Origin of the sequence: Micromonospora sp. NPDC049679, from assembly GCF_040659735.1 — a bacterium.
Lineage (GTDB): Bacteria > Actinomycetota > Actinomycetes > Mycobacteriales > Micromonosporaceae > Micromonospora_I.
In genome coordinates this window covers 1-3,637 of the sequence record NZ_JBFANZ010000085.1, presented here as the reverse complement: position 1 = coordinate 3,637, position 3,637 = coordinate 1, and the positions used below count along the sequence as shown (strand labels likewise).

2 protein-coding genes and 1 pseudogene are annotated in these 3,637 nt (G+C 70.2%); 1 reads left to right on the top strand and 2 read right to left on the bottom strand.

Annotated elements, in window-relative coordinates; translation table 11 throughout:
* Positions 1–468: 468 nt before the first annotated feature.
* Both tyrS and AB0J06_RS26285 read right to left on the bottom strand, forming a co-directional pair.
* The gene (gene tyrS, locus AB0J06_RS26290; RefSeq protein ID WP_357432348.1) at positions 469–1,725 is read right to left on the bottom strand and encodes a tyrosine--tRNA ligase; all 1,257 of its coding nucleotides are present in this window, start codon (positions 1,723–1,725) and stop codon (positions 469–471) included.
* A 72-nt stretch (positions 1,726–1,797) separates the two neighbouring features.
* The gene (locus tag AB0J06_RS26285; RefSeq protein ID WP_357432346.1) at positions 1,798–2,868 is read right to left on the bottom strand and encodes a hypothetical protein; all 1,071 of its coding nucleotides are present in this window, start codon (positions 2,866–2,868) and stop codon (positions 1,798–1,800) included.
* A 276-nt stretch (positions 2,869–3,144) separates the two neighbouring features.
* Between AB0J06_RS26285 and AB0J06_RS26280 the strand changes: the two are divergent.
* Positions 3,145–3,637, top strand: a pseudogene (locus tag AB0J06_RS26280) (hypothetical protein); the annotation flags it as partial.

Here is a 3,637-nt window from a genome sequence, read left to right as displayed (position 1 = left end):
ACCCGATATCAACCAGATTGTCACGCTTCACGCACGGCCAACCCCACCAACACACGCAGCAGCAAACCACCACGCCTGATCTTGGGATTCAGCAGGCCGGCCGCTGCGGTCTTGCCGCACGCTCGCCCGGTTCCCTGCCGACATGAAACTTTACCCCGGTCGGTGTCGCCTCTCCAAATCGACCTGCTTGGCAGATCATCGGAGTGCACTGCCCGGTCTGAACCTCGCTTAGTATAACCCGCCGCGAGGCCGGAGCATTCCCCTACGCCGGCCACCGAAGCGACCCGACCAGGGGAACGAAGTCCCGCGAAGATGTAACCCTCCACGGGGCTGGCCTGTTCCCGCAGCGGCGGCCTCCGGCATCTCTACCGTCTCGTCCGTTCCCTGCGGGCAGAGAGAAGTTACGCGCCCGCCGGATTCGTCGTCAAATCCACCGGACGCGTTCCCCGCCATACCTTGATCGTCAGGCTATCGCTGCAGCTCAACGCCGGCGAACGTCCGCTTCCCCCGCCGCAGGACGAGGAATCGTCCGTGCAGCAGAGCGTCGGGCGAGACGACGGCTTCCACATCCGACACCCGCTCGTTGTTGACGTACGCCCCGCCCTCCGTGATCGCGCGGCGCGCCTCGTTGAGACTGGCGACCAGCCCGGCCTCCTTGAGCAGCACGGCCACCGGCGGGAGTTCGTCGACCCGCACCAGGCCGGCCTCGCCCAGGGCGGACCGCAAGGTCGCCGGCGTGAGCTCGCTCAACGAGCCCCGCCCGAAGAGAGCCTGACTCGCCGCGATGACCTGCCGCGTCTCCTCCTCACCGTGCACCAGCGTGGTCAACTCCTCGGCGAGCGCCCGCTGGGCGAGCCGCGCGGCGGGACGCTCCGCGGTCGCCTTCTCCAGCTCCACGATTTCCTCGTGCGACCGGAAGCTGAAGTAGCGGACGTAGCGGGAGACGTCACGGTCATCGGCGTTGAGCCAGAACTGGTAGAAGGCGTACGGGCTGGTCAGCGCAGGGTCCAGCCAGATCGCACCACCCTCGGACTTGCCGAACTTGGTGCCGTCGGCCTTCGTGACCAGGGGCGTCGTGAACGCCTGCACCGGGCCCTCGCCGCGGCGCCGCACGTAATCCACGCCGGCGGTGATGTTGCCCCACTGGTCCGAGCCGCCGAACTGAAGCGCGCAGCCGTGCCGCCGGTGCAGTTCGAAGAAGTCGTTGGCCTGCAGGAGCTGGTAGCTGAACTCCGTGAAGCTGATCCCGCTCTCGAGCCGCGCCCTCACGACCTCCCGGGCGAGCATCCGGTTGACCGGAAAGTGCTTGCCGACGTCGCGTAGAAACTCGATCACGGACATCTCGCTGGTCCAGTCGAGGTTGTTCACGACCGTGGCGGCGTTGTCGCCCGTGTACGAGACGAAGGGGGCGAGCTGATCGTGGATCTTCTCCACCCAACCGGCCACCGTTTCCGGGGTGTTGAGCGTCCGCTCTCCGCCCTCCTTCGGGTCGCCGATCTGGCCGGTCGCTCCCCCGACGAGGAGCAGCGGACGGTGTCCGGCCAGTTGCAGCCGTCGCGCGGTGAGCACCTGGACCAGGTGTCCGACGTGCAGGCTGGGCGCGGTCGGGTCGAAACCGACGTAGAAGGTCGTCTGTCCGGTATCGAGGAGCTTGCGCAGGTCGTCCAGGTCGGTGGAGTCCTGGATCAGGCCCCGCCACTGCAGGTCATCGGTCACATCCGTCACGACGGCGATTCTCCCCCATCCACCGTGCCCCCTCCCACCCGGTTTCGTCGCAACGGCGTTGCGCGTCGCCGGTCACCCCCCGCGTGCGCCGGCAGGCGCCGTCCCGGTCCGGCTTTCCGCCGGGGTACGACCGGCCACGCCGACCGTGACCAGCAGCCCGACCACGGCGTAACCGGCGAGCACGAGGAGCGGTTGCGCGACGCTGGACTTCGGAAAGTAGACGATGTTCCGGACGGCGTCCGTGCCCGCGCCCGGCGGCAGCCAGCGGCCGATGGCCGCCCAGAAAGGCGGGAGCAGGACTGACGGGTACGCGCCGCCGGCGCTGGGATTGCCGAGCACGACGAAGAGCAGGATGGCCACGCCGATGCCGATCGTGCCGAGCAGCACCTGCGCCGCCATGGTGAACGCGCCGACGGCGAAGACGAGCAGCGCGCCGAGGGCCCACAGAGACAGGAAATGGCCGGAGAGCGCCGCCAGCAGGGTCTCGGCGATGAGCGCGCCGCCGATCCCGGAGGCGACGGCGTACGCGGCCAGGACGGCGAGCCGGAGCACCGCGCGGTGCCGGTTGGCGGGGCGTGCCCCGCCGCCGATCCCGAGGATCGCGGCGACCAGGTATCCACCGACCACCCAGCCGACCACCAGGTAGAACCCGGACAGGCCCCGCGCGTCACCGGCGGCGGCGGGGCGGACGTCCTCGACGGTCAGGGTGCGGCGACGTACCTGATCCACCTGTCCGAGAATGGCGGTCAACGCCTGCGCGGCCGATGCGCCGGCCGCGCCGGCCACCAGGAGGTGGTCGCTGCGCGCGGGGCCGAGCACGAGCGCGCCGTACACCGTGCGCCGTTCGATCAGGCGACGTGCCGCCGGCTCGTCGGCGGCGAGTCGGGCGGCCAGCGGCCGTCCGTCGAGCTGGTTGAGCTCGGCGACGATCTGCGTCGCGGCGCCGGCGTGCGCGCCGGATGGGGCGACGACGGCGACCGGGATCCGTCGCGGCGCGGGGTCGTGAAAGGCGCCGAGGTAACTGGCGATGAAGCCGAGCTGCAGCAGCAGTACGCCGAGCACGAGCAGCGCGGCACGCACGGTGACCGCGTCGCGCAGCTCGGCGACGAAGCCGGGACGCGGCGGCGTGGTCTGCGCGGACACGTCGTCACCCCCGTGCTGTGCCGCTGTGGTCGACTCTCTGTGACTACCGTGCCGCATTGCGGCCGTGTCGAACGGCGATCCCGCCGGATGGCGGTTATCCTGCAGAACTCTGTGGCCGGGTGTAGGGATCGGTCGGCCCGGACCCGGGACCGGCGTGGAGCCGCCCCCGTCCCACCGATCCCGGCTGGCACCGGTCGCGCAACTGTCCTGCAACGGCCGCGAGGTGCACTCGACCCTGCGTGGAAAAGATCACGCACTTCGGTGACGGCGTGAGGAGTGTCCGATGGAGCAGGCCGGGAACCCGCGGTCCGCGGGCGTCGGCCAGCGGTGGTCGCCGAACGCCTGTCTCTGCTGGTCGTCGGCGTGCTGAGCCGGGCGGCCGACCTGTTGCCCGCCGGGTCTGTCATGCAGGTGTTGTGGATCGTCGTCTGCGCGCTGGTCAGCTCCCCGTTCTTCTACCGGATGGGACGCGGCTGGCGGGAGCTTTCCCTGCCGTGGCGGCTGGTCGCGGGAGGGCTCGCCGTACGCCTGCTCGCGGACGGGGTCTGGACCGTCGAATACGTGCGCAACGACCGCGTCGCGCCGTTCCCGGCCTTCAACGACCTGGGCTTCCTCGCGTCGTATCCGTTGCTGATCGGCGGTCTACTGCTGGCGGGGCGGCAGGCCCGCGGACATGGTCGCCGCGTCCTCCTCGACGCGTTCATCGTCACCGCCGCCCTCGCGACCGTGGACTGGGTGTTCCTGTTCCACCCCTACCTGCACCACACCG